Consider the following 26,618-nt stretch of genomic DNA (forward strand, 5'->3'; position numbering starts at 1 on the left):
CGGGGTGGCCGCCGCCGCAATGTTGCCGGCGACCGTCGGCAGATTCCGGCGGATGTCCCGGGTGATTCGCCCGCGACGCGAAGGATTCAGGCCAGAGATTCTGGCCAAGGATTTCGACCATGACACGGTGGTCCGGCACGGCAGGCTTCCAGGGCCGCCCTGCCCCAGTGGCGTCTTCCCGGCTGACCAGCGCGATCGCCGCATCGCTTGCGATCGGCGCGCTGGCGCTGTGCCTCGTCGTCACGCTGACGCTGCTGTCGAGCAACATCACCATGGCGACGCCGGTCCCGGCGTAATCAGGCATTCCCCGTTGGCACCTTAACGCGCGAAAGGCGCAACCAAGACAGCGCGGCCCGAGATGTTGAAGACACCCGTCGGACTTGTGACCGTGACGCTGGCGGTGGCGATCCTGCTCGCCGCATCGCTGCTGATCGTGACCGGCACGCAGGGCGAGGATCGCGCGCTGCGGATGCGCATCATGACGCCTGCGTCCAAATAGAGCATGATCCGGAAAAGCGTGAAGCGGTTTTCCCTCGCGACAAACGCGTAGCGTTTGCGCGGAGATCATGCTGATACAAGGAAGCGCTAGCCCAATTTATGGAAGATCAGAAACGCGCCCATGGCGATGAAGGCAAAGCCGAGTGCGTGATTCCAGCCGAGCGGCTCCTTCAGATACAGCACCGAGAAGCCGGCGAACACCACCAGCGTGATCACCTCCTGCATGGTCTTGAGCTGCGCCGCGCTGTAGACCGCGCTGCCCCAGCGATTGGCCGGCACCGCCAGCCAGTACTCGAAGAAGGCGATGCCCCAGCTCACGAGAATGACGATGGGGAGCGAATGATCCTTGAACTTGAGATGGCCATACCAGGCAAAGGTCATGAAGACGTTCGAGGCGAACAGCATCAGGATCGGCAGCAGCGACGGCGAAATGGCGGACATCGAAGGACCTCTTGCAAGCGGGCACGCGGTAACCGGCGGGCACGGAACCCGGTTCCGTGCCGCGACTGCATAGCATTTGAATTGAAAGCAGCGAAAGCTGGCTCGAACGGCGCAAGCCCGACTTAACGCTTGATCCGGAAATGCCGGTGGCGTTGCAGACCTGTCGTCAAACTGCGACCTTATTGTCTGTTCGACGAGCAACGAGAGCGAGCATGCGGTTCGACTGGCGCGCAATTTCTGGTCCGGCTTTGACGGCGGTCGTCGCAGTCGCCGCGTTCGTGATCGACCGCTTCATCGTCGCCGTGCCCAACCCCGCGCCGCTGTTCGTCTGCATCGTCGCGCTGGCGAGCTCCGTCAGCGGCATCACCTCGGGGCTGGTCTGTGCGATCATCGCGGTGGCCTCCTCGGCGCTGTTCTTCCTCGGCCATCGCGCAATGCCCGGCTACGACGCCTCCGACATCGCGCGGATGCTGATGCTGGCGGCGACCGCCGCCGGCACCGCGCTGATCACCGGTCTGCTACGGCAGAAATGGATCGATGCCTTCGCCGCCGACCAGGAGCATCACGCCACCGCGGCGCGGCTCGCGGCCGCGCTCGACCAGGTCGACATCGGCATCGTGCTGCTCGACGCCGACACCCGCGCCGAATTCATCAATCGCGCCTTCCGCGATACTTTCGCGCTGTCCGACGAACAGGCCGACAGCAAGCCGCCGTTCATCGCGCTGATGTATCACGGCCGCGACACCGGCGCGTACGAACTGCCGGAAGAGGAACTGAGCGCATTCATCGCCGAGCGCATCGCGATGATGCGCGCCGGCGATTCCACGCCGATCAACCTCAATCTGGCCGACGGCCAGGTGCTGCGCTTTTCCTGCACCGCGCTGCCCGACGGCGGCCGCATGCTGAGCTACACGCCGGTCACCGACCTGGTGCGGCACAGCGACGATCCCGCCAGGGCCGACGAATATCGCGCCCAGCGCGGCGGCGGCGAGCGCCATCCGGCGCGGCTGCTGCGCGCCGCCGAGTGAGATGCGGCTCACGCAATTGATCCCGCACGAGCGCGACGATACAACGCCGAGAGCGATGCGCGCATCGCTCAACGCGAGGAACGCTCATGTCCGACGACGTCACCATCCGCTTCGTCACCCGCGACGATTACGCTCAGTGGCTTCCGTTGTGGGAAGGCTACAACGCATTCTACGGACGGTCGGGACCGACGGCGCTGGCGCCCGAGATCACCGCGATGACGTGGACGCGCTTCTTCGACGCCTATGAGCCGATGCACGCGCTGGTCGCCGATCGCGGCGGCACGCTGCTCGGGCTGACGCACTATCTGTTTCACCGCTCGACCATCTCGATCGCGCCGAACTGCTATCTGCAGGACGTCTTCACCAGCGAAGCCGCGCGCGGCAAGGGCGTCGGCCGCGCGTTGATCAACGGCGTCTACACCCAGGCCAAGCTGGCGGGACTGTCGCGGGTCTACTGGCAGACCCACGAGACCAATCACACTGCGATGCAGCTCTATGACAAGATCGCGGAGAAGCCGGGCTTCGTCATCTATCGCAAGGTTTTCTGAGCGCGTTTTGTCACCTGTGGATTGCGCGCAGATGTCACCGGGGCGTTACAAACCACGGCTAGACTCCGCCTCGCGTAAGATCAGGCCCCCCGTCTCGGATCTCGCGCCCCGAGCGGTCCCCGTCAGTCGCCGCGTCTGACCGGGACCGCTTTTTTTTGCAGCATTGCATTCTTCGTGACATCGCCTTTTTGCGACAGTGCCATGCATCGGCGACGGTAGGGCGGCACCTTGCCGCGCCTTGGTGCGCGCGTCACAATGCGCCGCATCCCTCGCCTATCCCACAGGATTATCTCATGGAAATTCGTAACCTCGGCGGTTCCGGCCTGCGCGTGTCGGCCGTCGGCATCGGCTGCAACAATTTCGGCCAGCGCACCGATCTGGAAACCTCGCGCAAGGTGATCCACAAGGCGATCGACCTCGGCGTCACCTTGTTCGACACCGCCGACATCTATGCCGGCATGGGCGGCTCGGAAACCGTGCTTGGAACCGTGCTCGGCGACCGCCGCAAGGACATCGTGCTCGCCACCAAATACGCCAAGCCGATGGCCGCCGACGGCACCAAACAGGGCGCCTCGCGCCGCTACATCATGCAGGCGGTGGAAGCCAGCCTGACGCGGCTGAACACCGACTACATCGATCTCTACCAGCAGCACGATTACGATCCGCTGACCCCGATCGACGAGACGCTGCGCGCGCTGGACGACCTCGTCCGCCAGGGCAAGGTGCGCTACATCGGCAATTCCAACTTCCCGGCCTGGCGCATCGCCGAGGCCGAGTACGTCGCGCGCCAGATGAACGTCAGCCGCTTCGTCTCCTGCCAGGATGAATACAGCCTCTTGGTGCGCGACATCGAGAAGGACCTGCTGCCGGCGGCACAGGAGTACAATCTCGGCCTGCTGCCGTTCTTCCCGCTCGCCAGCGGACTTCTCACCGGAAAATACCAGCGCGGCGCCGCCGCGCCCGCCGACACGCGCTTTGCCAAGGCTCCGGCCTTGAAAGACCGCTACGTCACCCCGCGCAACGAGGACATCGTCGAGAAGCTGCAGGCGTTCGCAAAAGAGCGCGGCCACACCTTGCTCGAACTCGCCTTCTCCTGGCTCGCCGCCCGACCGCAGGTCTCAAGCGTGATCGCAGGAGCCACGCGGGTCGAGCAGGTCGAGCAGAACGTGAAAGCGATCAGCTGGAAGCTGACGGCCGAGGAGATGGCTGAGATCGATGGGATCACGAAGGAGTAGGCCCGGCTCTCTCGCTCCCTCTCCCCGTCCTTCACGGGGAGAGGGTTGGGGTGAGGGGCTCTATCCGGCGAGTTCAGACTGAATTGTGAGTAAGACGCCTTCGATGTTGCCGAGCACATCGTTGTTCCAGAAGCGCAGCACCCGATATCCCTCGTCAGCCATATAGCGATCGCGAACAACGTCGGCAACGGAATCGGCGTGCTGCCCACCATCGACCTCGATCACAAGCTTCTTCTCACGGCAGACGAAATCGCAGCTGTAGCGTCCGATCGGGATCTGCCGCGCGAACTTGTGGCCATCGATCTGGCGGTTGCGGATGCGATTCCACAGCACAGTTTCTTCATCCGTTTGATTGACCCGCAGTCCTCTCGCGAGTCGGATAGGCGCTTCCTTGCGGCCCCGCATTGCCATGCCCCTCACCCGGATCGCATCTTCGATGCGATCCGACCTCTCCCCGCAAAGGGCGGGGAGAGGTTGAAGAAAGTCAAACCACCAGCCCCTTCATCGGCTTCACCGGGGCGCTGTCGGGGAACACCGCTTCCGCCAGCACGCGCTCGGCGATGCCGAACTGGTCGTGCAGCACGCCCTTGATCACCGCGCGCAAATCGGTGGTCGGGGCGAGGTCGCGGGCCTGGTAGAGGTTGGCGGGTTTGAGGCCCGGCCAGTCGGTGATCATCCTGCCGCCGCCCACCGCGCCGCCGGCGAGCAGCGCGATGGTGCCGGTGCCGTGGTCGGTGCCCTCGGTGCCGTTGATGCGCGCGGTGCGGCCGAACTCGGTGGCAGCCACGATCACGGTGTCGCGCCAGCGCGCGCCGAGCCCGTTCTGGAATTCGGCCAGCGCGGCGTCGAGCCCGCCGAGCAGCTGCGCGAGGCGACCGACCGGCCCGCCCTCATTGGCATGGGTGTCCCAGCCGTCGAAGGCAAGCGCGCCGATCCGCGGGCCGTCATCCGCCGCCATCAGCTTTGCCGCGCCGCGCGCCACCAGCCGCATCGCCGCCGCGCCGCCCCCGCCGGGCTTCGGCTTCATGTCGTCGCCCTGCGCCTGCTTCTCGAGCTGCAAGCCCTGCGTCAGCGCGCTCGCCAGCACGGGATCGCGGTGCTGATAGAGTTCGAGCAGCCGCATCGCGGTGTCGTCGGCGGCCTGCGGCAGCGCCGTCGGCGCCCAGCCGACGGTCGGAGCTGTGCCGCGCAGCACCAGCGGCGTGGTCGGACCGACCGCAAGCGCGCTCGTCACCCGCTCGCCTTTCGGCAGCGCCTCCAGCGCGCGGTTGAGCCAGCCGGACTGCACACGGCCCGGCCCCGGAAAGCCGCTCTCCAGCACGTCCTGGCCGTCGAAATGCGAGCGGTCGCGATAGGAGGTCGCCACCGCATGCACCACCGCGGCCTGCTTGGCGCGGTACATCCGCGCGAATTCCGGCATCGCCGGATGCAGGCCGAAGAACGCATCGAGCATCACGGCGGCATTCGGACCGTCGCCCCTCAGCGCGATTGCGCCGTGCAGCCCGGCATAATCGGGATCGCCGAGCGGCGCCACGGTGGCAAGCCCATCCAGCGCGCCGCGCAGGATCATCACGACAAAGCGCGGATCGCGGCCGTCCGCCGCGCGCGCGAATTTCGGCAAATACGCCCACGCCGCGAACGACGCGCCGCCGAGCAGCAACGCGCGCCGCGAGGTCGCCTGCATCATCGCGCTCTCGGAGCAGTCCATCGTCATCTCCTCTGGAATTCCGGCGACATCAACAGCAGCGCCAGCGCCTGCGGCCGCGATTCCGCGCGCTCGACCGTGCGCCGCGTCTCGGCCGAGGCGGCGTCGGCGGCGACCAGTTCGAGCAGCTCGCGCGGATCGAACCGGTCGGCGAGCTGCGCGCCGAGCTGGGCTGCGATATCGAGCCGGAGTTTGATGCCCTCCGGCGCCGCCCAGGCCGCGTTGCTGTCCGGAAAACCGTTCGGCCCGGCCGGCGTCCACAGCGGCTGGCCGAGCAGATTGAGGCCGTTGAGATAGCGCCCCGGATCCTCCGGATTGCGCGCCAGCAGCCGGCCCGACGCGATCAGGAATTCGTACGGCGAGCGCATCTTCGTCAGCGGCGTCTGCCAGGCTTCGTTGGACTGCACCAGCGCGGTGGCCAGCGCCTTGAGGTCGCCGTCGGTTCGGGTGAAGACATCCTGCAGCTTCGCCACCAAGGCCGGCGGCGGATCGTCGGCGACGAAATGGCGGGCGAATTTGGTCGCGATGAATTTTGCGGTCGAGGGATGCCGCGCGATGTCAGCGAGCACCGCCTCGCCCTGCGCGACGCCGTTCTGCGAATAGGTCTTGCCGAGCACCTGTTGCGGTCCGGGTTGGTGCGCATTGGCATTGAACACAAAGCTGCCGGGCGCGCCGAGCTGACCCTGGCGGCCGGCAAAGGTCCACCCGGTGATGACGCGCGCCAGCGCCGTCACGTCGTCCTGGGTGTAGCCGCCGCCGACGCCGAGCGTATGCAGCTCCATGATCTCGCGCGCGAGGTTCTCGTTGAGGCCGCGCTTGCGGTTGATGCCGGCGCGCGAGTCGGGGCCGAGCGATTGCTGGTTGTCGAGAAAGAACAGCATCGCAGGATGCTGCTCGACCGCTTTCAGCATGTCGGCGAAGCGGCCGAGCACATGCGGGCGGATCGCCTCGCGCTCGAACGAGCCCGCCCACATCCGCGCCAGCGCGCCCTTGTTGGCGGAGATGCAGAAGTGGTTGGACCAGAACACCACAAGCCGCTCGGCAAAGCCACAATCGACGACCACACCACGCTGCAACCGCGCCAGCGCCTCGGCGCGAAATGTCTTCTGGATGATGTTGGGCGGCTCTACTGCCGGCTTCGCTGGATTGGCCGACGGCTGCATCGCGCCGGCATTGGCGGTATCGGCCATCTGGCCGGGCGCCTGCATCGCCGGATCCTTGCCCGCGATCTCCTTGGCGGCTGACGAGAGCGACAGATTGCGCCGCTGCGCCGGCTTTGCGTCCGCAGCGGGCGCGGTCTCACTCATGGTGGATTGCGCAGCCTTCGCCGCGTTGCGCGCTTGCTGCACCTCGAACTGATAGTCGAACACCTGCTTGCCGAGCTCCGCCGTCGAGAGCTGGCCGGGCATTTCGAGCAGCGCGCCGTTCGGCCGCGCCAGGTCGGCGATGACAAAGCCGCGCGGATCGGAGGCCGCGTTGGTGAAATCACCGGATGCGCCGCCGCGGGCGCCGAAGCCAAAGCGATTGAGGGCAACCAGCGCTGCTTGCGAATCGCGAGCCATGTTAGTGTCCTCGGGAGTTCCCTTGACGGCATGCCCCTTGTATACGTGCTGCGCGGCATCATAGCGCGGTTCGCGATGAACCCGAGATTAATTCCGCGATTAAATCGCGGTAAGAATTCGCATCCAGCCATGACAGATCAAAACCAAGACACTGCGCCCCGACGCCTCGCCTGCACCAAGTGCGGCAGCGAATTCTCCTGCACGTTCGGTGGGCCGTGCTGGTGTTCCGACGAGAGCTTTCGCTTGCCGATGCCGAGCGACGGCGGCGACTGCCTGTGCCCGGCATGCCTGCGGAAACTGGCGGACCAACCGGCCATGGTGAGCGCGAGGTGAGCGACCGCTGGCACGTCGACGCCGTCCTGCTCGACATGGACGGCACGCTGCTCGACACCGAAAAAGTCTATTTCGACAGCCTGGTCGCCGCGCTGAACGGGTGCGGCTATACCGACGACGTCGCGGCGCTATGTCATTCCATGGTCGGCCTGCCCGGTCCGGTTTGCGAAGCCATGCTGCTCGATCGCTACGGCGCGGCGTTTCCGCTTGCCGAGGTCAACCGCGCCTTCATCGTTCACCGCGACCGGATGTTCGACGCCGCCCTGCCGCTGAAATCAGGCGCGATCGAATTGCTCGACGGTCTCGCCGCCGCCGCTTGCCCAATCGCGATCGTGACCTCGTCATCCCGCCGCACGACCGAGCGCCATCTTGCCATCGCCGGCATCCGCGAGCGTTTCGACACGCTGCTGACGCTCGACGACGTGACCCATGGCAAGCCGGACCCCGAGCTCTATCTGAAAGCGGCAGCCCGCCTCGGCGTGACGCCACCCGCCTGCGTCGCGGTGGAAGATTCCAACCACGGCGTCGCCGCCGCCCATGCCGCTGGCGCCATCACGCTGATGGTGCCCGACATGGCGCCGCCGCTAGAGGAGACCCGCGGCAAATGCGCCGCCGTGCTGCCGGACCTCCACGCGGTGCTGGCCCTGCTGCGCGAGCGCGGCGCGTTCGGCTGCTAAACGCGCCGCGCCGCTGTCAATCGCGCGGCGGACGCTGCCGGCCGCGGCGGCCGGCGAGCGCCGTCTCGATCAACGCGCGCGCCGCTTCGCCCGCCGTCTCCATATAGCTGGCGTCGCGATGCAGCAGCACGACGGCGAACGAGCCGTCGAGCAGCAGCAGGATCTGCCGCGCCAACTTGAGCGGATCGGCAATGCCTTCCGCCGCGAAGGTCGCGCGCAGCCAGTCCTCGAACTTCTTCTTGTGCGCGGCGCCGATCCTGATCGCGGGATGGCCGGGCATATTGGCAAGCTCGGCCGAGGTGCGCAGGAAGCCGCAGCCCTTCCACTTCGGATGCCGCGCCGAACGCGCCAGATTGCGGAAGATCGCCTCGACCTTCGCCGGCAGGCCGCCGTCGGCCTCGGCAAACCACTTTCGGAACAGCGCGAGATTGGGCTGGTCGCGCGCGGCGAGATAGGCGGCGACGAGATCGTCCTTGCTGCGGAAGTGATAATACAGCGTGCGCTTGGTGAGGCCGGCCTTGGCGGCCACCTCGTCGACGCTGACGCGGCGGATGCCTTCATTGTAGAACAGCGCGCTCGCCGCCTGGATGATGCGCTCGCGGGTGGGTTCGGAAGGTCTTGGCATGCCGCTATGTATACCGACCAGTGAATATACACAAATCGCGGCCGCCCCTACATTTCGCTCTGACACTGTGACGCAAATGCCGGAGACCTCGATGACCGCACCCATCCTGCTCGATATCGACGACGGGATCGCCCTGATCACGCTGAACCGCCCGGAGCGGCTCAATGCGCTGAGCTTTGAGCTGATCGACCACCTGATGGCGGCGCTCGACCGCATCGAGGGCGGCGCTAATGTCCGCGCCGTGATACTGACCGGCGCGGGCGAGCGCGCCTTTTCGGCCGGCGCCGACATCCACGAATTTTCGCAAAGCGTGCGGCAGGGCGCCGCGATCGCGGTGCGCGATTTCGTCCGCCGCGGCCAGGCGATGACCGCGCGGCTCGAGGCGTTCAAGAAGCCTGTCATCGCCGCGGTCAATGGGCTCGCCTTCGGCGGCGGCTGCGAGATCACGGAGGCCGTGCATCTCGCGATCGCCAGCGAGCGCGCGCTGTTTGCAAAGCCGGAGATCAAGCTCGGCATGCCGCCGACCTTCGGCGGCACGCAGCGGCTGCCGCGGCTGGCGGGCCGCAAGCGCGGCCTGGAATTGCTGCTGACCGGCGACCCGTTCACGCCGGCGCACGCGCGCGAGATCGGGTTGGTCAACAAAATCGTGCCGCACGATCAGTTGCTGCCGGCCGCGCGCGAGCTCGCGGGCCGCATCGTCAGGCATTCGCCTGGCTCGGTCAGCAGCGTCGTCACCGCGGCGACGCGCGGGCTGAACATGCCGATTGCCGAGGGCCTATTGGTCGAGACCGAACAGTTCGCCGCACTGGTGGGAAGCCGCGATCTCGCCGAGGGGCTGGCGGCGTGGAAGGAACGGCGCGACGCGACGTATGTCGGGGAATGAGCACGCTCATTCCAGAGCCGTCATTGCGAGGAGCGTAAGCTACGAAGCAATCCATCCGTCCCTTATGCCGCGATATGGATTGCTTCGCGGAGCCTGTCATCGGGCGCGCATTCGCGCGACCCGTTGGCTCGCAATGACGGGAGAGAGCTGCGCCCTACCGCACCACGGCCGCGGTCTGTCCGAACAAGAGCTTGCGCTCCTCCTCGGTGCGGATCGCGGGCTGGCCGAAATTCGGGTTGACCTCCTTGGCCTTGGCGTAGGCGCGCTCGGTCGCCGGGCGCTTGCCGATGGTTTCCAGCCAGCGCTTCAGATGCGGAAAATCCTCTATGTCCTGGCCCTGGTTCTTGTACGGCACCACCCAGGGATAGCTCGCCATGTCGGCGATCGAATAATCGCCGGCGATGAATTCGCGGTCGGCGAGGCGCTTGTTGAGCACACCATAGAGCCGGTTGGTCTCGTTGACATAGCGGTCGATCGCGTAGGGCAGCTTTTCGACCGCGTAGTTGCGGAAGTGATGGTTCTGGCCGGCCATCGGGCCGAGCCCGCCCATCTGCCAGAACGTCCACTGGATCGCGTCATAGCGGCCGTGCAGATCGGCTGGCAGGAATTTGCCGGTCTTCTCGGCGAGATAGAGCAGGATCGCGCCGGACTCGAAGATCGAGACCGGCTTGCCGCCGCCCTTCGGCGCGTGATCCAGGATCGCGGGGATGCGGTTGTTCGGCGCGACCTGCAAAAACTCCGGCTTGAACTGATCGCCCTTGCCGATGTTCACCGGGAAAATCCTGTACTCCAGGGCGGTCTCTTCGAGGAACATCGTGATCTTGTGACCGTTCGGCGTGGACCAGTAATGGAGATCGATCATGGCGGCGATCCTGCGTTTCCAGAGATGGCTGACAGCATATGGAGAAAGATGCGAATGCATGCATTTGGGCGCAGCCCCGCCGCCAAGTCAATGGCGCGTGCATTGCACCGCGCGCGAATGTGATGTGCGCTTCGCGCAGGCGCGCGATTGAGCCGCGCCCGGATTGCTCCTAGGCTCCCTGCAGCTAACACCGAATAATTTTCAAGCAGGGGAGATTTGCAATGACGCGCGATTTGGCACGGCGTGATTTTCTCAAGGGTTCGGCGGCGCTCGCCGGCGCCGCGGCAGCCGGCGCATTTTCCTGTGTCGAGATCGCAAGCGCGGCACCGATCGAGGTGCCGAGCGTCGACAAGCTCTCGATCCGTGTGCTGGTCGACTCCAGCTTCGATCAGTTCTTCAAGCCGAAGCAGGCGGCTGGCGTCACGATCGCGCCTCCGCCGCGCAGCGCCGACTACCAGAAGTCACTGCACAACGAATGGGGCCTGTCGCTGTGGCTGGAGTCGGAGGCCAAGGGCGCCCAGCGTACGCTGATGCTGGACTACGGCTACACGCCCGAGGTGCTGCTCAACAACATGGCGCTGATCGGCGTCGATCCAACGAAGCTGGATGCGATGATCGTGAGCCACGGGCATTACGATCATTTTGGCGGCCTCAACGGCCTCCTCGACAAATTCCGCGACAAGCTGCCGGCCGACCTAAAACTCTATGCCGGCGGCGAGGACAATTTCTGCCACCGCGTCAGCGCGACGCCGACCAAAGGCCAGTTCGCCGATTTCGGCACACTCGACCGCCGCCAGCTCGCCGCGCAGCGCGTCACCACGGTGCTGTGCGAAACCCCGACCGTCATCGCCGGCCACGCCTTCACCACCGGCAAGATCACCCGCCGCAGCATCGAGCGGATTCTGCCGCAGACCTGGGTCGAGTTCGGGATCAAGGACGGGCTCGGCTGCAACACCAGCCACTATCTGCCCGCCGAGCTGGACGGCAAGATCGTGCCCGACGAGCACATCCATGAGCACGCCACCTGCTTCAACGTGAGGGACATGGGCCTCGTCGTGATCTCCTCCTGCGGCCATGTCGGCATCGTCAACTCGGTGAAGCAGGCACAGGAGGTCTCCGGGATCCAGAAGGTGCACGCCATCGTCGGCGGCTTCCATCTCGGACCGGCGCCGAAAGACTACCTCACCGAGGTGGTCGCCGAGATCAAGAAGCTCGATCCCGACGTGGTGGTGCCCATGCACTGCTCCGGGCTCAACTTCGTGCAGGAGGCGAGCGCGCAGCTCGGCGACAAGGTGCTGGTCACCACCACCGGCAGCCGCCTCTCCTTCGGCATATGATCTCGAATGTGATCTTGCGCGCCATCGCATGCCTCGGCGCCGGCCTGTGGCTGACGCTGACGGCGGCGACGGCCGGAGATGCGCCGGCGCGCTCAGCGGCCGAGATCATGGACATATTGATGTGGAATCGGGAGCCGGTCGGCGGCCCGTTCACGCTCACCGATCAGGCCGGCCATGAACGCACCGACCGCGATTTTCGCGGCCGGCTGATGCTGGTCTATTTCGGTTTCACCACCTGCCCCGACGTGTGCCCGACCGACCTGCAGGCGATCGGCCTCGCGCTCGACAGGCTCGGCGGCGATGCTGACAGCGTGCAGCCGATCTTCATCACCGTCGATCCCGAGCGCGACACCGCAAGCCATCTCGCCGACTATGTCCCACTGTTCCACCCGCGCCTGGTCGGTCTCACCGGCAGCCTTGAGGCGATCCGCAAGGTGGCCGATGCCTACAAGGTCTATTACGCCAAAGTGCCGCTGCAGGATGCCGACTACACCGTCGACCACACCGCCTACATCTATCTGATGGACCGCGACGGCAGCTATCTCGGCTTCTTCCCGCCTGGCACCTCGGCCGACCGCATGGTCGAGATCATCAAGCCGCGGCTGGCGGCGCCGGGACGCTGACGCGTCTCAATGCATCCGCCCGTGCGCGCGCAAGAACGTCTCGCCGCTTTCCGTCACCGTCACCCGCATGCCCTCGACCGAGGGCCGGCGCGCGACGTAGCCGCGGTCAACGGCGTCTTCCCAGATCGTCAGCCGCGGGCACGAGGTGCGCCAGACCTCGATCACCTCGGCATAGGGCCGCGGCTCACGCGCCACCCATTCGACGAGATCGAGCACCAGGGCATCAGGGGTCTCCGCCATCCTGTCCTCCTGCCGTTGCGCGTTCCAAAGCTCACTTCGCCACCGCGGTGTCACCCGCCAACATCAGCCAGCTGCCGTACAGCAGATAATAGCTCGCCACCGTCGTGATCAGGCGGTTGGCCCAGGTGCGGAACTGCTGGTCGCTCATCGCTTCCAGGATGCGCCGCGCCAGCGAGGTGCCGAGCATCGAGGCCGCGACCGCAACCGCCGCCAGCACCGGATCGAGCGAGGCCGCCTGGTCGATGATGCCGCCAAAGTAGATCAGCTTGGTAAAGTGGCTCGCGACCTGGCAGGTCGCTTTCGTCGCCACGGTTTCGCGCCGGTCGTAATTGCCGCCGAGGAAGAAGGTGTCCATCAGCGGTCCGGAAACGCCGGTCATCAGCATCAGCCCCATGCAGGCCGAGCCGTAGAACGCGCCCTGCCAAACACTGTCCGGATTCGGCTTGATGCTGGCCGGCATCAGCCGCGCCATGAACGGCGTGACGCCGAGCAGCAGCAGCGCCACCGGCTTGTCCGGCACGTAGCGGGTGATCGACCACAGGCCGAGCGCGGTCGCGCAGCCGATCATGTAGACCGCGACCGGCCGCCAGCGGATATGCTTCCGCCACAGCAAAGCGCGCCAGCCGTTGGAGGCCATCTGGGTGATCGCATGCAGCACCATCGCCGACGGCAGCGGCAGGATCGCGAGCAGCACGCCGATCAGGATCAGCCCGCCGGCCATGCCGAACAGCCCCGACAGAAATGCGGTGGCGACCATCAAGGCCCCGAGCACTGCGATCAGTAATGGCGACATTTGAAATCTCTTCTGTGCGAGTCGAACTGCAGGACCCGAGCACGGATATCTTCCCCTTCTCCCCGCGCGCGGGGAGAAGGTCGGGATGAGGGGGGTTCTCCGCGAGGTCGGTGAGAACCGGTTCGCGGGCGCTCCCCCTCACCCGGATCGCATCTGCGATGCGATCCGGCCTCTCGCCGCAGGCGGGGAGAGGCGAAGAAACTGCGCAGACTCGGCAACTAAACGAATGCCCACTCTTCTGCTCCGCTTGGCGCATTCCCGCAAACTGAGATATCTTGCCCTTGCATCAGCTTTCCTGAGGGTGACAAATTGCGGCGGCTGCTCTTTCTCAACGGCATCAAGGCATTCGAGGCCGCGGCGCGGACCGGCAGCTTTGCTGCCGCGGGCCATGAGCTCAACGTCTCGGCCGCCGCGATCAGCCGGATGGTGCACCTCCTGGAAGAGCGGCTCGGGGTTGCGCTGTTCGAGCGCAAGGCGAACCGGCTGGTCACCACGGCGGCGGGCCGCGCCTATCAGAGCGGGCTGACGCCGATCTTCGACGCGCTGGCGAGCCTCACCGCGCAGGTCACCGCCGCCAGCACGCGCGTCTTGACCGTCGGCGTCGGCCCGACCTTCGCGATGAAATGGATGATCCCGCACCTTGCCGAATTCCGCAAAGCCGAGCCCGACATCGAGGTGCGGATCACCACCGGCGGCATCGCGGTGCCGTTCGGCGACGACTGGAGCTGCGGCATCAAGCTCGGCGACGGCGAGTGGCCCGGCCTGGTCGCCGAGCCGCTGTTCGCCGCCGACCTGATGCCGGTGTGCACGGCGCGGCTCGCCAACACGCTGAAACGCCCCGCCGACCTCAAGGGGCCGAGCCTGATCCGGGTGGCGCATTCGCCCGACGACTGGCCGTCCTGGCTGAAGGCGGCCGGCGTGCCGCGGCTGACCGCGCGCGGGCCCGAGTTCCAGTTCTACGGCCAGGCACTGCAGGCAGCCAGCGACGGGCTCGGCATCGCAATGGGCATCCGGCCCTATATCGACGACGACCTCGCCGCCGGCCGGCTGGTGGCGCCGTTCGCGCTCAGCGTGCCGAAGGGGATGCGCTGGTATCTGGTCTATCGCGGCTTCCATGCCGAGCAGCGCGACTTCGCCGCGTTCCGCCGCTGGATCATCCGCGCCGCGGCCGAGCCCGCCGCCGCCCGCAAGGGCGCGCGCAGCGCCGGCTGATCCCATCCCCCATACCGGCCGGGCGTCGACGCGCCGGTTCCGGCGCTGCCCCGCACAAATAAACCAGCCGGTTTGTGATCTCCTTCACACTCGGCACCGCGCGCCCGTGCTTCGATTGAGAAGGACGTCAGAGGACGGCGGATGATTTACGGCGATTGTGAAATCAAGTCATTCGAGGTGGGGAAGGGGCAATGGCACGCCAGGATTCAACGGGTCGATCAAAGGCCGGTCGTCATCGATGGCATGTCGTTTCCGACGCTCGACATCGGTTTTGCGTGGTCAGATCCGGATGCGGCGATCGCGGACGCGAGGCGGCTCATCGACCGGTTCCCGCAGCGATTTGCCACGATAGTGCCGTCAGCCGAAGCCTTGTCGTGAACGGCAGCGCCATGATCGCCGTCGTCCCGCAATGCGAACCCGATCCGGTGTGGCCGGCGCAAGTGCGCACCAGCTGCCCGGACTGCACCGCCAGGCTCGAGCTGCTGCGCGTCATCCCCGGTCGTGCCGCCGAATACTGGACGCTGCGCTGCGCCGGCTGCGGCGGCATCCATATGGACATCGTCGACCGGCCGCGGGGCTGATGCGTTCGCTTACCTCGCCCCCCTTGCGGGAAGAGGGAACGAGAGCGTTACTGACATCTGCTGACAGCTAAATTCCGGGCCAAGGGCACGCGTAAATTCCGGGCCAAGGGCACGCGCCCTTTGCCCTTTTCTCGCTGCCGGACTCGTCCCATATTCCGGCCATGGCGAAGACACCCAGCACTCCGAAAAAGCCCGGCAAAACCCCAAAATCCAAAGCACACCGGCCCGACGTCCAACCGATCGGGCCTGCGCTGGCTGAGCTGCTCAATCCCGCGATCAATCGCGGCGATGCCGGCATGGGCTCTGGCACCGGCCTGCAGCCGCCGCCGGACAATTCCTGGGACCGCCGCGCCGGCGGCGAGGCCGCGGCGCATCGTGCCCGGGCCTCGACGCGCGAGAGCAGCGGCGATGTCGCCCGGCGCGATGCCGCAGGTCCTGGCGCGGGTCTCGGCGAGGCCCCGCAGGCCAATTACGGCACCTCGGCGACCGTGCCGACGCTCGACCCCGAGCTGGCGCGGCAGCTCGGGCTGCCGACCGCGGAAGACGACGACGAGGCGCTGGCCCGCCCGCCGCGCAGCAAGATGGAGGCGCTCGGCGTCAAGGCGACCGCCGACGCGCTGGAGAATCTGATCCGCGACGGCCGCCCCGAATTCCGCAAGGACGACGGCTCGATGCGGGTGTGGACCCCGCACCGGCCGCCGCGTCCGGAAAAGTCCGAAGGCGGCGTGCGCTTCGAGATCAAGTCCGAGTATCAGCCGAAGGGCGACCAGCCGACCGCGATCGCGGAACTGGTCGAAGGCATCGGGCGCAGCGACCGCACCCAGGTGCTGCTCGGCGTCACCGGCTCGGGCAAGACCTACACGATGGCCAAGGTGATCGAGGCGACGCAGCGCCCTGCCCTGATCCTCGCCCCTAACAAGACGCTGGCGGCGCAGCTCTACGGCGAGTTCAAGAACTTCTTCCCCGACAACGCGGTGGAGTATTTCGTCAGCTATTACGACTACTACCAGCCCGAGGCCTATGTGCCGCGGACCGACACCTATATCGAGAAGGACTCGTCGATCAACGAGCAGATCGACCGCATGCGCCACTCGGCGACGCGTGCGCTGCTCGAGCGCGACGACGTCATCATCGTCGCCTCGGTGTCGTGCATCTACGGTATTGGCTCGGTCGAGACCTACACCGCGATGACCTTTGCGCTGAAGAAGGGCGAGCGCATCGACCAGCGGCAGCTGATCGCCGACCTGGTCGCGCTGCAGTACAAGCGCACCCAGGCCGAGTTCACCCGCGGCACCTTCCGCGTCCGTGGCGATGTCATCGACATCTTCCCGGCGCACTATGAGGACCGCGCCTGGCGCGTGAACCTGTTCGGCGACACCGTGGAGAATATCGAGGAATTCGATCCGCTCACCGGCCACAAGCAGGACGAGCTCGAATTCATCAAGATCTACGCCAACTCGCACTATGTGACGCCGCGCCCGACCCTGGTGCAGGCGATCAAGTCGATCAAATCGGAGCTCAAGATCCGTCTCGACCAGCTCAACGACCAGGGCCGCCTCTTGGAAGCGCAGCGGCTCGAGCAGCGCACCACCTTCGATCTCGAGATGATGGAGGCGACCGGGAGCTGCGCCGGCATCGAGAACTATTCGCGCTATCTCACCGGCCGCCGTCCCGGCGAGCCGCCGCCGACGCTGTTCGAATACGTCCCCGACAACGCGCTGATCTTCGCCGACGAGAGCCACGTCACCGTGCCGCAGATCGGCGCCATGTTCCGCGGCGACTTCCGCCGCAAGGCGACCTTGGCCGAATACGGTTTCCGCCTGCCCTCCTGCATGGACAACCGCCCGCTCCGCTTCGAGGAGTGGGACATGATGCGGCCGCAGACCGTCGCCGTGTCGGCGACGCCGAGCGGCTGGGAGTTGAACGAGTCCGGCGGCGTGTTCGTCGAGCAGGTGATCCGCCCGACCGGGCTGATTGATCCGCCGGTCGACATTCGTCCGGCCCGCACCCAGGTCGACGACCTCGTCGGCGAGGTGCGCGCCACCGCGGCTGCCGGCTATCGCTCGCTCATCACGGTGCTGACCAAACGCATGGCGGAGGATCTCACCGAATACCTGCACGAGCAGGGCATTCGCGTCCGCTACATGCACTCCGATATCGACACCATCGAGCGCATCGAAATCATCCGGGATCTCCGGCTCGGCGCGTTCGACGCGCTGGTCGGCATCAACCTCTTGCGCGAGGGCCTCGACATTCCCGAATGCGCGCTGGTCGCGATCCTCGACGCCGACAAGGAGGGCTTTTTGCGCAGCGAGACCTCGCTGATCCAGACCATCGGCCGTGCCGCGCGCAATGTCGACGGCAAGGTGATCCTCTACGCCGACAGCATGACCGGCTCGATGGAGCGCGCCATCGCCGAGACCAACCGCCGCCGCGAGAAGCAGGTCGAGTACAACGAGGCCAACGGCATCACGCCGGAGAGCGTCAAGAAGTCGATCGGCGACATCCTCAACTCGGTCTACGAGCGCGACCACGTGCTGGTCGAGATTGGCGACGGCGGCATGGCCGACGACGTCATCAGCATCGGGCACAATTTCGAGGCGGTGCTGAGCGACCTCGAAACCAGGATGCGCGAAGCCGCCGCCGATCTGAACTTCGAGGAAGCCGCGCGCCTGCGCGACGAGGTCAAGCGCCTGCGCGCCACCGAGATGGCCGTGGTCGACGACCCCACCGCGAAACAGCGCAACGTGCAGAAGCAGGCCGGCGCCTACGCCGGCACCAGAAAATACGGCGACGCCGCCAACCTCCCGGTCAGCGCGCTGAAGAACAAGGCCGCGCAGACCTCCGTCAAGGCGGGCCGCGGCGGCAAGTCCGGCTCACGCGTCCACAAGCCCCACCTCGACGAAATGCACGGCCCGGAATCCCTGCCCTTCCGTCCCAGCGGCGCGCTGCCGGCAAAGCCGTTCGGCGGAAGCAGCCGAATCATCCAACCGACCGACTCGCGGCAGTCAGGCCCGGAGTTCGGCCCGTCGCCGCGAAGCAGCGGCGGCGCGCCGGGGAAACGGGGCGGGTGGAAGAAGCGGTAGAGTCACTGGCGAAGCACAACCCCTTTCGGCTAATCTGATTGGGGGCCCGCCATGATTAATCTCTTCATCGCCAATACGGACAATTCTTGGTTCGATTTCCTCGCGTCAGAAGGCGACTTGGCCGAAGTCAACTTCTGGTGGCCCGGAGAGTCGGGTTTTAGAGCGCTACAGCCAGGCGAACTTCTTGTGTTTCGTTTGAAGAGCCCCCGCAACAAGATCGGCGGCTTCGGAATCTTCAGTAGCCATTCAGCCCTGCCGATCCAAATGGCCTGGGAGACATTTGGACGGGCAAATGGCGTCGCATCCTTGGACGGTTTGCTCGGCGCTATCGCCCGCCTGCGCACCAACGTGTCCGTCGTTCCATCGACGGACATTGGTTCAACAGTCCTCGTCGAACCGGTCTTTCTTCCTGAACACCTTTGGCTTGACCTTCCAGAGTCGTGGTCATCGAGTATCCAACGAGGAAAACTCTATTCGACGGAAAATGCCGACGGCCTACAACTATGGGAGCGTCTCCTGGACGCGGCGAGGCTAAGTGCCGTGACCAACGTCGCGGGATTTCCGTCTCATGAGCAAGCACGCTTTGGCCTCCCAACTCTCATCACCCCACGCCTGGGACAAGGCGCGTTTCGCGTTGCGGTAACTGAGGCATACGGCAGACAGTGCGCAATAACTGGCGGCAAGGTGCTCCCTGCCTTGGATGCCGCCCACATCAAGCCTTACTCAGAGGGTGGTCATCACGCGAAATCAAACGGCATCCTATTGCGGAAAGATATCCATTCAGTTTTTGACGCCGGTTACGTAACAATCAAAGACGATCTGACTTTCTCGGTAAGCAAGAAGGTGAAGGAAGTCTTCAATAACGGAGAGGAATACCTTCGTTTGCACGGACGCCCAGTTCGTCCGCCCAAACACAAAGCAGATTGGCCAGATTTGGATTTACTTCGTTGGCACAACAAGGATCGCTATCTAGGCTAGCGTCACAAGTTTAGTTCAGCGCATCGCAGCGTTTGGACGTCCCTTCACTAGCTCCTATCGACAGCAATGAAACTTGGCTTCGAAGAATCGCAGCTCTCCTATACCAGCGGCTCGCAAAGTGCCCGCGCATGGACCGAAGCCTGGGTCAAGGCATGGGCATACTGCCCACACTGCGGCCACGCGAAGATGTCGCAGTTTCCGAACAACAGTCCGGTGGCCGACTTCCTGTGCGGATTGTGCAGCGAGGAGTTTGAACTCAAGAGTCAGAAAGGAACATTCGGCGCGAAGGTCGCTGACGGCGCCTACAAGACCAAGTGCGAACGCCTTGCTGCCAGCAACAATCCGAACCTGCTCTTGATGAACTACGACCGCAGGACGCTCTCGGTCGTTAATCTGCTCATTGTCCCGAAGCATTTCTTCATCAGGGACATTATCGAGGAACGAAAGCCTCTCGCAGCAACCGCCCGGCGCGCCGGGTGGATCGGGTCGAATATCCTGCTCGGAAAGGTCCCGGAGTCCGGGAAAATCCACATCGTCCGAAACGGCGTCATTCGCGACAAGGAGCTCGTTCTGGCCGAATGGCAGAAGACCCTGTTTCTCAGAGCCGAGTCGCTGGAGTCGCGAGGCTGGCTTCTCGACGTAATGAAGTGCGTGGAGTCACTGGGCAGGCGGGACTTCACGCTTGACGAGGTCTATGCTTTCGAGCGTCATCTCGGCGATCTCTATCCGGGCAACCAGAATGTCCGACCGAAGATACGCCAGCAGCTTCAGTATCTGCGTGATCGTGGATTCGTCGAATTTGTTTCGCGAGGCAATTACCGACTGAAATCGTGAGGGTCGCATGGCCTGGTTTGTAAACTTCTACCGATGCGAACGCTGTAGCAAGGTCTGGCGCGATGAGTGGTCCTGTACATGTGACGACGATTGTCCGCACTGCGGAGCGCGACACATGTCACCATTCAAGAGCGAAGATCGGACCGAGTTGGTCGAACAGGACGACAACGAGTTCGTCGTGATGCGCTCACCGGCTTCGGCCGAGCATGATCCGCACTATGAGGAAGTCGGGCGCTTCGCGACGCGTGCGCAAGCGGAAAAATTTCTGGAATCGACTGATTTTGTCTAACTATCCGGAACGTCCCAAGCTCGTCACCAAGTCAAACGACATCGAACGCCGGATGGTAGCTGACGTCGCCGCGTGGTGAACCGTCGTTCATAACGAGACATTGAAAGTTCGGGCTGGGCTTGCCCCCATGCGTCAGCGCTGGATAGCTCATAAAGCCAAGGCGACCGTAGTACGATAGCAAGCGGCGTCACCGCAGGCTCACCGCGGCGACCGCCAGCAGCGACGTCATGATCATCGTGACCATGAGTTGCAGCGAGACATTTGGCTGGTTGCGCCATTTGCGGATCTTGTCGGAGACTGGATGGCGTTCATGGCGGCGCTGCCTTTAGGTCTCGGATGATCCGATGCCGCCAAGCTTAGCGGTACGCCTCGCCCCGCGGCGTGATGCGCGTCACGCGCCGCACCGGGCGCAGTGCGACAAAACAACCCGACGGGCAAGTCAGTCGAAAAACCTGTCAAGGCCGCGCGGCGAAAATATTTCTGTTTATCGTCACGACAACTCATGCTATGCATTGTCCGTCCCGCCCGATGAGAGGGGCGTGCGCACGTCACGAACGCGCGGCGGGATGCGGTGGACGCCCCTGGTTGAACGCGACGATCGCAAACCAGGGCGGACGGCGAAATCGTGCAGACCTGACGCCCTAGCGGCAGGTGTCGAGTCCCAGGATGCGAATGCGTCTTGCGGAGGACGGTGACAAAAAAGCCCAGTCTCACCGGGGCGAGCACGTATAAGCCGTAAACCATCGCGCAGGGAAAGCCGGATGTTCCCGGTTACACCTGTGGTCCTACCCCGGTGCCTTTTGTTGCACCGGGCCCATGGGTGCAATCGGCACCCGGCTTTCCCTGCGCCCTCTATTCATTGAGGGCGGGAATTGAAGCAAAGCTCGGGCAGCTCATGCCGCGAGAACGCGCTCTCGCATCCTCATAGCTGTTTGACAGGTGAATCGGATTTCTCCCCCTCGTCATTGCGAGCGGAGCGAAGCAATCCATGGGTCCGCGTATGCGGATCGATGGATTGCTTCGTCGCTTCGCTCCTCGCAATGACCCGGAAGTAGTGGGGGACTACGACACTCGGCGTCACCCGCTCGCGACAGGCGCCGACTGCGCCCCTTCACCCCGACCGCCGATTGCTGGTGTTCTGGGTCAGATTGCCGTGCGCGGCCTGTTCGCGGATGTTGTGCTTCTCGTCGTCGCGATGGCCCTTGGTGGTGTCGAGGGGAACGCCGGGGGTGCTGCCCGGACCCTTGTGGCTCCGGTTGTCGTCGGGAACGGGCGGGATGTTTTTTGTCTGAGGTTTCGTCATCGTCGTCTCCGTTACGCAAGGAGACAACGCTGCCCGCGCGGACGGCGTTCCGGAAACCTCTCTTCACATCTTGGCCGGTGGCCTCACAGCTTTTCCTGCCGCGGCGGGGGCGCCTGCTGCTCGCGCGCATGTTCCTTGGCGCGATGGCGGCCGTAGAGGCAGCCGGCGGCGGCGCCGAGCATGCCGTGATGGCCGGCATAATGGCCGGCGACGCCGCCGACGACGGCGCCCTTGATGCAGCCCTTGGCGTCGGCCGGAGTTGCGGCGGCAAGCGCGGTGACGGCAATGGCGGTAGCGAGAACGATCGATTTCATGATGCAATCACTCCGTTGAAAGATTCATGCTCTCAACGGCGATGGTGGCATGCCGGTTCCTGGTGAAGCCGAGCGCGTCCGAACCGCGGGGCCGGCAAACGGAGACTGCCGTGTGTATCATTTCCAACGGCAGCATCGCTCCGATGTCGGCATCGTTCTCCGCTCACCATCGATCTTGTGACCCGCAAGTCCGCGCCATCGCAGCAAGCCGACCGCGCCACGGCGAGCCCGGCCCTCTTCACGATCCGATCGCGACGGCTTGATCTCCGGCGTGCAGATTTGCTGCAGATGCACGCCCTGGTTGCCGAACCAAATCGCCGCCGGCGCGTCAAACATTTGATCGATCGAGGACCGGTTCGGGCTACAATGCGACGCCGAGTCGGACCAACCTGCGGAGCTGACATGGGCGAGTACATGGGCGAGGATGCAAACCGACAGCGCGTGCTGAATTTCCTCGACGTCTATTATGCCGGCGGCATCGAGGGCGCGCTCGATCGCTGCAGCGACGACATCGCGTTCCTCGCCAATGCGCCGATCGACATCCTGCCGCATATGGGCCAGCACCGCGGCAAGGCCGCGCTGCGCCAGATGTGGACCACGATCCACGAGCGCTATTCCGAGATGCGCTACGAGGCGCCTGTGGTGGTGGCGCAGGGCAACCGGGTCGCCGCGCAACTGCGCGTATTCTTCCGCAAGCGCACCAATGCGCGCGTGGTGCAGTTCGACGTCGCGGTGTTCTACACCCTGCGCGACGGCCTGATCACCGAGATCCGCGAGATCATCGACACCTTCGACCTGGTGCAGCAGGTGCTGGAGCGCGATATCTCGGCCCTGCTGACCGGCCGCACCGGGCTGTAGCGCGGGCCCATCCCTGCCTCGTGCGGCGCCCGGCGTCACAAGCCGGTGAACGGCACCCCGGCGTTGAACCTCCCGCACCGCGCGCTGACGTACTCACTGGGCTGTTGCGGACGGCGGGGGCTGAACACCACCATGAAAATCGCATTGCTGGCTTTGCTTGGCCTGGCGCTCGGCGCGCTTGGCGGCGCGGCGCTCGGCATCGGCGCCGGACTCACCTGGATCGGACTCGTCAGAACGGCGAGCATCGACAACGGCGCGCTGGTGTTTTTCACCCTGATGCCGCTCGGCGCTGCGATCGGCGGCATCGCCGGCGCGCTGCTGTTCGCCGTGATCGCGATCCGCGACGCCGAGATCATGATCGAGCGCCAGCCAGTGCGGCATCGCGACCGGTAGGCGACTGGCGGGTCTATTCCCCACAACGTCAGGTGAGCACCCTGGAAGGGCTCCCTCCCCCCTTGCGGGGGAGGGTTGGGGAGAGGGGTACCACACGACGTGCTCTCTCGATCTGCACCTGAACGCCGGTAACCGTTGTTGCGAGAGAGCGCTTCGCTCCAATCATCTCGCCCGGGGCCACCCCTCTCCCCGACCCTCTCCCGCAAGGGGAGAGGGAGCCCGGCCGGTGTGCTCACCTCACCGGCCGCGGCGCGCTCGTCTACCTCGCGTTACGTGACCCCGTTCACATTCCCGTAAAATTCCGCGCAATTGTGCAATGCAAAATCTGCAGTTGCGCTTTGGCCGCTCCGTACTATTTCACCGTGCAATAGCGTGTGCAGCAATTGGGCACGGCGTCGACGCTGACGCCCTCGCCGGCCGCTTTGAAAATCCAGTTTCAGGACCACGACAAAATGACAGAGCACAGCCTCTGGCGTTTTTCGCGCGCATTGCATCGCGCGATCAACGAACGCCAGCTTGAGGACATCGAGCCGCTGCTCGATGACGAGGTCGAATGGGCGATCTTCGGACCGATCGACCTGTTTTCGTTTTTCGGCTCGCGCCACGGCAAGGCCGCCGTGCTCGAGGTGATCAAGCAGATCGGCGAGAACGTGCGGGTGCACCGCTTCGACCGCGAGCAGATCATGCTGGGCACGGATTCGGCGGCCTCGATGCTGCGCTATTCGCTCACGGCGCTGGATTCCAACAAGCCGATCTCGCTGCGGATCGCGCATTTCGCCCAGTTCCGCGATGGCAAGCTGACGAGCTTCCGCGTGCTGGTCGACACCTTCGATCTGGTCGAGCAGACGGTGGGCTATCCGATCCATCTGCCGCGCATGGTCGCGGTCTGACGCTTTCCTGATCTCACGAGTTCGTCATGTCCGGGCCACCGGCGCGAAGGCTTCGCGTCGGTGCTCCGGCCTCCGCGGCATGTTTTGCCAGCCCCGAACGGACCGCGGGCCGGATGCTGCGCGATCCTGTCGCGCCGCCCGGACATGACGGCGTCTTGTCGACGTCTTGCCGTCACGGCGCCGTCGCCACAATTTTGTACCAACGAAAACCGCATGATGCGAGCCTGGAATTTGCGGGCTGGGAATGACTCTTACATCACGATTCGGCTGGGCAAGGCTGCCAGTGCTGGCGGCCGGCGTTGGCATGGCCATGGCGCTTGCGGCAGCGGCGCAGACCCCGCCCGCGCAGGTCGACACTGACGAGGCGAGCGAGCAGGCGACCGAAGAGGCCGCGCCGGCGGATGCCAATGCCCCGGCTGACGCCAACGCCGACATCCTGAAGGACATCGACGTAAGCAAGCTCGACTGGAGCCAGCTCGACACCGACTCGACCAGCCTGCCGACGCTGGCGCGCCGCTCGGCCACGCCGAGCAGCACCGCCAGCAACGATCCGTCTTGGTCGACCAACCGCAACGGCAATGGCTCGTCGGCGGTCTCGGTCAAGAAACAGGTCTCGCCGTTTCTCGACACCAGGGTCGGCGCCGACATGACGGTCGCCCGGCAGGGCACCATGACGACCCAGGAGCAGATCTCGGAACGGCTCGCCAATGGCGGCAGCCTGCCGCAATCCGGCGGCTCGGCCTGGGCCACGATCTCGGCGCCCGGCGTGGCCTCGATCTGGGACAAGACCTCGGTCGAGGCGCGGCTCGATCCGGGCACCGACCAGACCAAGCTCGGCACCTCGATCAGCAAGGCGGTGCCGCTGTCGGAGCAGTATTCGCTGACCCTGCAGAACGGCTACAACGTCACCCAGCAGGGCGTCGGCGGCATCGTCGGCCACCCGCAGCGCAGCTACGACACCGAGCAGTCGGCCAGCCTTTCGGTCAACGATACCGGCACCAGCATCACCGCGGGCCAGACGCTGACCTCCGACGACAAATGGCTGCGCCGGGTGGGCGCCGAGCAGAAACTGTTCGACGGCGTCACCGTCTCGGGCTCGGTCGGCGAGACCGCGCAGGGCACCACCGACAAGAGCATCCGCGCCGGCTACAAGCGCACATGGTGAACACTCCGTTAGCCTTGTCGTGCTAAATGATCAATCATTGCCGCAACTTGGCCCAGATGCTGTCAAATTCGGCGGGACTGATGGGCCGGTAACTTCATCACTTCGTCGTGCGGGGGACAGCCGCGCTTCGCGATGCACCAGGGGAAAAGCCGATGAACGCTACCAACCGTACCGAAGACGTTGAACAGACGGCGGAGGTCGACACCAATCTCGCTGCGGTCTCGGAGGTCGAGGCCGGCATCCGTGACTTCGTCCGCAATGACATCGCCTATCTGCGGCGGCCGGTGGCGAGCCCGGAGACCGCGCCGGTCGAGGCCAACACCGACGCCACCGTCAACAACGTCAACTCGCTGATCCAACGCGTCGCCGGCACCTCGCTGGCCGAGATCGAGAAGCTGATCGGTGAGCTCGAGAGCCTGCGCGACCTGCTGCATGCCGAAGGCCAGCGCGTCCAGCGCGAGATCTCCGGCTATGCCCAGCTCAGCCAGGCCGCGATGAAGTCGACGCGCATGATCGCCGACAACGTCTCGCAGTGGAAGCGCGCCGCCGACGGTCTGCGCAACAGCTGATCTCGGACCTCGTCCGATCCGACAAGCCGCCGCCTCTCTCGAACGGGAGGCGGCGGTTTTCATTTGCGGCGGGGTAAGGTCCGTAGATGGGGTAACGGGCCCGCGGTCCTCCCTTCCAAGCAAGCCGCGCTAGCTACGGCGCTGTTTTGATGCGCGCGTCGCGCGGCTTGCTTGGAAGGGGGGCGGTCGTCCCTCACATTGATGGTGTAACGGAGTCGGGGCTTGAGCCCGCTCCAAGCATCGAGGAGAGACGACCATGGACCATTATGCCGGAATCGACGTGTCATTGGAATGCTCCAGCGTGTGCGTTGTCGATGCGAACGGCAAGATCGTTCGCGAGGCCAAGGTGGCGAGCGAGCCGGAGGCGCTGATCGACTGGTTCCGCTCGCTCGGGTTCGATCTGGCCAGGATCGGACTTGAAGCCGGACCGCTGTCGCAATGGCTCTATGCGGCGATGAAGAAGGCCTGTCTGGCGGTCGAGCTTCTGGAGACGCGCCATGTGAGCGACGCGTTCAAGGCGATGCCGGTGAAGTCTGACCGCAACGATGCCCGCAATATCGCGCAATTGATCCGGCTCGGCTGGTTCCGGCCGGTCCACTGCAAGTCGATGAGCGCGCAGGAGACCCGCGCAATGCTGACGGCGCGCAAGCTGGTCCAGAACAAGCTCCAGGACGTCGAGAACAGCCTGCGCGGGATCTTGCGTGGCTTCGGCTTGAAGGTCGGCAAGACAACCAAGCGCAGCTTTGCGCCACGGAT

32 protein-coding genes are annotated in these 26,618 nt (G+C 65.1%); 22 read left to right on the plus strand and 10 right to left on the minus strand.

Going from position 1 to position 26,618, the window contains the following annotated elements; all coding sequences use genetic code 11:
• The first annotated feature begins 119 nt into the window (after positions 1–119).
• Positions 120–296 (plus strand): hypothetical protein, encoded by a 177-nt coding sequence (locus CI41S_RS43985; RefSeq protein ID WP_172628407.1) that lies wholly within the window; start codon positions 120–122, stop codon positions 294–296.
• A 62-nt stretch (positions 297–358) separates the two neighbouring features.
• Entirely contained in the window at positions 359–499 is a 141-nt protein-coding gene (locus tag CI41S_RS43990; protein ID WP_172628408.1) for a hypothetical protein, read from the plus strand.
• Between the two features lie 86 nt (positions 500–585).
• On the opposite strand, the gene CI41S_RS41840 is transcribed toward CI41S_RS43990, so the two are convergent.
• Positions 586–939 (minus strand): DMT family protein, encoded by a 354-nt coding sequence (locus tag CI41S_RS41840; protein ID WP_139486484.1) that lies wholly within the window; start codon positions 937–939, stop codon positions 586–588.
• Between the two features lie 212 nt (positions 940–1,151).
• On the opposite strand from CI41S_RS41840, the gene CI41S_RS41845 reads away from it, so the two are divergent.
• The 3 genes from CI41S_RS41845 to CI41S_RS41855 all read left to right on the plus strand — a co-directional run bounded on the left by CI41S_RS41845 (position 1,152) and on the right by CI41S_RS41855 (position 3,750).
• Complete coding sequence (locus CI41S_RS41845; protein WP_139864799.1) at positions 1,152–1,967, plus strand: PAS-domain containing protein; 816 nt, start codon at positions 1,152–1,154, stop codon at positions 1,965–1,967.
• Between the two features lie 86 nt (positions 1,968–2,053).
• Positions 2,054–2,515 (plus strand): GNAT family N-acetyltransferase, encoded by a 462-nt coding sequence (locus CI41S_RS41850; RefSeq protein ID WP_139864800.1) that lies wholly within the window; start codon positions 2,054–2,056, stop codon positions 2,513–2,515.
• Between the two features lie 293 nt (positions 2,516–2,808).
• Positions 2,809–3,750 carry an aldo/keto reductase gene (locus CI41S_RS41855; RefSeq protein ID WP_139864801.1) on the plus strand — a complete coding sequence of 314 codons (942 nt, stop codon included), beginning with the start codon at positions 2,809–2,811 and terminating at the stop codon, positions 3,748–3,750.
• A 60-nt stretch (positions 3,751–3,810) separates the two neighbouring features.
• On the opposite strand, the gene CI41S_RS41860 is transcribed toward CI41S_RS41855, so the two are convergent.
• The 3 genes from CI41S_RS41860 to CI41S_RS41870 form a co-directional block, all read right to left on the minus strand.
• On the minus strand, positions 3,811–4,161 hold the full coding sequence (locus CI41S_RS41860; protein ID WP_430650072.1) for an endonuclease domain-containing protein: 351 nt from the start codon (positions 4,159–4,161) through the stop codon (positions 3,811–3,813).
• Between the two features lie 73 nt (positions 4,162–4,234).
• Positions 4,235–5,464 carry a DUF1501 domain-containing protein gene (locus tag CI41S_RS41865; RefSeq protein ID WP_139864802.1) on the minus strand — a complete coding sequence of 410 codons (1,230 nt, stop codon included), beginning with the start codon at positions 5,462–5,464 and terminating at the stop codon, positions 4,235–4,237.
• The gene (locus CI41S_RS41870; protein ID WP_139864803.1) at positions 5,461–7,017 is read right to left on the minus strand and encodes a DUF1800 domain-containing protein; all 1,557 of its coding nucleotides are present in this window, start codon (positions 7,015–7,017) and stop codon (positions 5,461–5,463) included. The genes CI41S_RS41865 and CI41S_RS41870 overlap by 4 nt, the downstream gene beginning before the upstream one ends.
• Positions 7,018–7,301: 284 nt before the next feature.
• On the opposite strand from CI41S_RS41870, the gene CI41S_RS41880 reads away from it, so the two are divergent.
• Positions 7,302–8,027: an HAD family hydrolase gene (locus CI41S_RS41880; protein ID WP_244626859.1), complete on the plus strand. Its 726-nt coding sequence runs from the start codon at positions 7,302–7,304 to the stop codon at positions 8,025–8,027.
• A gap of 16 nt (positions 8,028–8,043) precedes the next feature.
• Here CI41S_RS41880 and CI41S_RS41885 read toward each other — a convergent pair whose 3' ends face one another.
• Positions 8,044–8,652, minus strand: coding sequence for a TetR/AcrR family transcriptional regulator (locus tag CI41S_RS41885; protein WP_139864806.1), 609 nt, complete (start codon positions 8,650–8,652; stop codon positions 8,044–8,046).
• 91 nt (positions 8,653–8,743) lie between these two features.
• On the opposite strand from CI41S_RS41885, the gene CI41S_RS41890 reads away from it, so the two are divergent.
• The gene (locus CI41S_RS41890) at positions 8,744–9,535 is read left to right on the plus strand and encodes a crotonase/enoyl-CoA hydratase family protein (RefSeq protein ID WP_139864807.1); all 792 of its coding nucleotides are present in this window, start codon (positions 8,744–8,746) and stop codon (positions 9,533–9,535) included.
• 154 nt (positions 9,536–9,689) lie between these two features.
• Here CI41S_RS41890 and CI41S_RS41895 read toward each other — a convergent pair whose 3' ends face one another.
• On the minus strand, positions 9,690–10,397 hold the full coding sequence (locus tag CI41S_RS41895) for a glutathione binding-like protein (RefSeq protein WP_139864808.1): 708 nt from the start codon (positions 10,395–10,397) through the stop codon (positions 9,690–9,692).
• 221 nt (positions 10,398–10,618) lie between these two features.
• Between CI41S_RS41895 and CI41S_RS41900 the strand changes: the two genes are divergently transcribed.
• Positions 10,619–11,734 (plus strand): MBL fold metallo-hydrolase, encoded by a 1,116-nt coding sequence (locus tag CI41S_RS41900; RefSeq protein WP_139864809.1) that lies wholly within the window; start codon positions 10,619–10,621, stop codon positions 11,732–11,734.
• A complete protein-coding gene (locus tag CI41S_RS41905; protein ID WP_139864810.1) occupies positions 11,731–12,357 on the plus strand; it encodes an SCO family protein in 627 nt (208 codons plus the stop codon). The genes CI41S_RS41900 and CI41S_RS41905 overlap by 4 nt, the downstream gene beginning before the upstream one ends.
• A gap of 6 nt (positions 12,358–12,363) precedes the next feature.
• On the opposite strand, the gene CI41S_RS41910 is transcribed toward CI41S_RS41905, so the two are convergent.
• Together CI41S_RS41910 and CI41S_RS41915 are read right to left on the minus strand one after the other, a co-directional pair.
• A complete protein-coding gene (locus CI41S_RS41910) occupies positions 12,364–12,597 on the minus strand; it encodes a hypothetical protein (RefSeq protein WP_139486497.1) in 234 nt (77 codons plus the stop codon).
• A gap of 31 nt (positions 12,598–12,628) precedes the next feature.
• Positions 12,629–13,390 carry a sulfite exporter TauE/SafE family protein gene (locus tag CI41S_RS41915; protein ID WP_139864811.1) on the minus strand — a complete coding sequence of 254 codons (762 nt, stop codon included), beginning with the start codon at positions 13,388–13,390 and terminating at the stop codon, positions 12,629–12,631.
• Between the two features lie 309 nt (positions 13,391–13,699).
• Here CI41S_RS41915 and CI41S_RS41920 point away from each other — a divergent pair, with 309 nt between their 5' ends.
• From CI41S_RS41920 to CI41S_RS44845, 7 genes are all read left to right on the plus strand, one after another.
• The gene (locus CI41S_RS41920; protein ID WP_139864812.1) at positions 13,700–14,602 is read left to right on the plus strand and encodes a LysR substrate-binding domain-containing protein; all 903 of its coding nucleotides are present in this window, start codon (positions 13,700–13,702) and stop codon (positions 14,600–14,602) included.
• A 141-nt stretch (positions 14,603–14,743) separates the two neighbouring features.
• The gene (locus CI41S_RS41925; protein WP_139486500.1) at positions 14,744–14,980 is read left to right on the plus strand and encodes a hypothetical protein; all 237 of its coding nucleotides are present in this window, start codon (positions 14,744–14,746) and stop codon (positions 14,978–14,980) included.
• Complete coding sequence (locus tag CI41S_RS41930; RefSeq protein ID WP_430650073.1) at positions 14,977–15,183, plus strand: hypothetical protein; 207 nt, start codon at positions 14,977–14,979, stop codon at positions 15,181–15,183. The genes CI41S_RS41925 and CI41S_RS41930 overlap by 4 nt, the downstream gene beginning before the upstream one ends.
• Before the next feature lie 161 nt (positions 15,184–15,344).
• Positions 15,345–18,269, plus strand: a complete 2,925-nt coding sequence (gene uvrB, locus CI41S_RS41935; protein ID WP_139864813.1) for an excinuclease ABC subunit UvrB — start codon at positions 15,345–15,347, stop codon at positions 18,267–18,269.
• A gap of 51 nt (positions 18,270–18,320) precedes the next feature.
• Complete coding sequence (locus CI41S_RS41940; protein ID WP_139864814.1) at positions 18,321–19,247, plus strand: HNH endonuclease; 927 nt, start codon at positions 18,321–18,323, stop codon at positions 19,245–19,247.
• A 66-nt stretch (positions 19,248–19,313) separates the two neighbouring features.
• The gene (locus tag CI41S_RS41945; RefSeq protein WP_139864815.1) at positions 19,314–20,081 is read left to right on the plus strand and encodes a DpnI domain-containing protein; all 768 of its coding nucleotides are present in this window, start codon (positions 19,314–19,316) and stop codon (positions 20,079–20,081) included.
• A 115-nt stretch (positions 20,082–20,196) separates the two neighbouring features.
• Positions 20,197–20,370: a hypothetical protein gene (locus CI41S_RS44845; protein ID WP_244626860.1), complete on the plus strand. Its 174-nt coding sequence runs from the start codon at positions 20,197–20,199 to the stop codon at positions 20,368–20,370.
• A gap of 1,111 nt (positions 20,371–21,481) precedes the next feature.
• Here the strand turns inward: CI41S_RS44845 and CI41S_RS41955 are convergent.
• Entirely contained in the window at positions 21,482–21,673 is a 192-nt protein-coding gene (locus tag CI41S_RS41955) for a hypothetical protein (protein ID WP_139486505.1), read from the minus strand.
• 83 nt (positions 21,674–21,756) lie between these two features.
• Positions 21,757–21,987, minus strand: a complete 231-nt coding sequence (locus CI41S_RS41960; RefSeq protein ID WP_139864817.1) for a hypothetical protein — start codon at positions 21,985–21,987, stop codon at positions 21,757–21,759.
• Positions 21,988–22,401: 414 nt separating this feature from the next.
• Between CI41S_RS41960 and CI41S_RS41965 the strand changes: the two genes are divergently transcribed.
• The 6 genes from CI41S_RS41965 to CI41S_RS41990 all read left to right on the plus strand — a co-directional run.
• Positions 22,402–22,845 carry a nuclear transport factor 2 family protein gene (locus tag CI41S_RS41965; RefSeq protein ID WP_139864825.1) on the plus strand — a complete coding sequence of 148 codons (444 nt, stop codon included), beginning with the start codon at positions 22,402–22,404 and terminating at the stop codon, positions 22,843–22,845.
• 132 nt (positions 22,846–22,977) lie between these two features.
• Complete coding sequence (locus CI41S_RS41970; RefSeq protein WP_139864818.1) at positions 22,978–23,238, plus strand: hypothetical protein; 261 nt, start codon at positions 22,978–22,980, stop codon at positions 23,236–23,238.
• Positions 23,239–23,690: 452 nt separating this feature from the next.
• Entirely contained in the window at positions 23,691–24,128 is a 438-nt protein-coding gene (locus CI41S_RS41975) for a nuclear transport factor 2 family protein (protein ID WP_172627149.1), read from the plus strand.
• 304 nt (positions 24,129–24,432) lie between these two features.
• The gene (locus tag CI41S_RS41980; protein WP_244626861.1) at positions 24,433–25,293 is read left to right on the plus strand and encodes a hypothetical protein; all 861 of its coding nucleotides are present in this window, start codon (positions 24,433–24,435) and stop codon (positions 25,291–25,293) included.
• 152 nt (positions 25,294–25,445) lie between these two features.
• Positions 25,446–25,862: a hypothetical protein gene (locus CI41S_RS41985; protein ID WP_139486508.1), complete on the plus strand. Its 417-nt coding sequence runs from the start codon at positions 25,446–25,448 to the stop codon at positions 25,860–25,862.
• 256 nt (positions 25,863–26,118) lie between these two features.
• Positions 26,119–26,618, plus strand: a 500-nt coding sequence (locus CI41S_RS41990; protein WP_139864819.1) for an IS110 family transposase, incomplete at its 3' end; no start/stop codon positions are given.

The sequence above is a fragment of the Bradyrhizobium ivorense genome (genome assembly GCF_900696085.1).
Classification (GTDB): domain Bacteria; phylum Pseudomonadota; class Alphaproteobacteria; order Rhizobiales; family Xanthobacteraceae; genus Bradyrhizobium; species Bradyrhizobium ivorense.